This is a genomic window from Nostoc sp. 2RC (genome assembly GCF_014222165.1).
GTDB lineage: Bacteria > Cyanobacteriota > Cyanobacteriia > Cyanobacteriales > Nostocaceae > Nostoc > Nostoc linckia.
Map to the genome: position 1 here is coordinate 1 of NZ_JACKZU010000766.1, position 801 is coordinate 801.

Genomic DNA, 801 nt, shown 5'->3' on the forward strand with positions numbered 1-801 from the left:
CCATCCTCCCACACCTCCCACACCTCCGTCTCCTCCCACACCTCCCACACTTCCTGCTTGCCCCATGCCCAATGCCCTATGCCCTATGCCCTATGCCCAATGCCCTATGACTATTGCCAAAAATCCGTAACATCGTATTCCAATTCTGCTAGCATCTGCCGCAGCAAGGGTAAACTCAGTCCAATTACATTGCTGTGACAGCCTTCGATTTTTTCGACGAATAAACTACCAAAACCCTCAAGGGCAAAAGCACCAGCACATTTGAGGGGTTCCCCTGTGGCTACATAAGCTTTAATTGCCTTGTCGGTGACAGAAGCGAAGTAAACTCTTGTAACTTGAGACTTGACTAAAGTGCGGTTTTGGTTGAGGTCAATTAAGGCGTGACCTGTGTATAAGTCACCAAAGCTACCTTGCATTATCCGCCAACGAGCGATCGCTTCATTAGTGTCTGCTGGTTTGCCATGAATCTGATTATTAACAGATAAAACCGAATCACAACCCATAATCAAAGCTGATTCAAACTGGGGGGCTACGGTTTGAGCTTTGTACTGGGCAAGAGTTTTCACCAATTGTGCAGGTTCGCTTAATTGGATTTGCGACTCATCAAAATCACTAGGTCGAACTATCGGTTCGATACCAACAGTTTGCAGCAAGCGCCGTCGCGCTGGAGAAGCCGAGGCCAGTACAAAAGGTGGAATGCTCATAGAGAAGCAGGAAATGAGGGAGCAGGGGGGCAAGGTGCAGAGGGGCAGGAGAGATGAGGGAGATGACAGAGCAGGGGAGTGTGGGGAGTGTGGGGAG

At 49.4% G+C, this 801-nt stretch carries 1 protein-coding gene; it reads right to left on the reverse strand.

Annotated features, from left to right (window positions below; all coding sequences use genetic code 11):
- Positions 1-110: 110 nt before the first annotated feature.
- Positions 111-704 (reverse strand): nucleoside triphosphate pyrophosphatase, encoded by a 594-nt coding sequence (locus tag GNE10_RS34900; RefSeq protein ID WP_185570557.1) that lies wholly within the window; start codon positions 702-704, stop codon positions 111-113.
- Between the last annotated feature and the right edge of the window lie 97 nt (positions 705-801).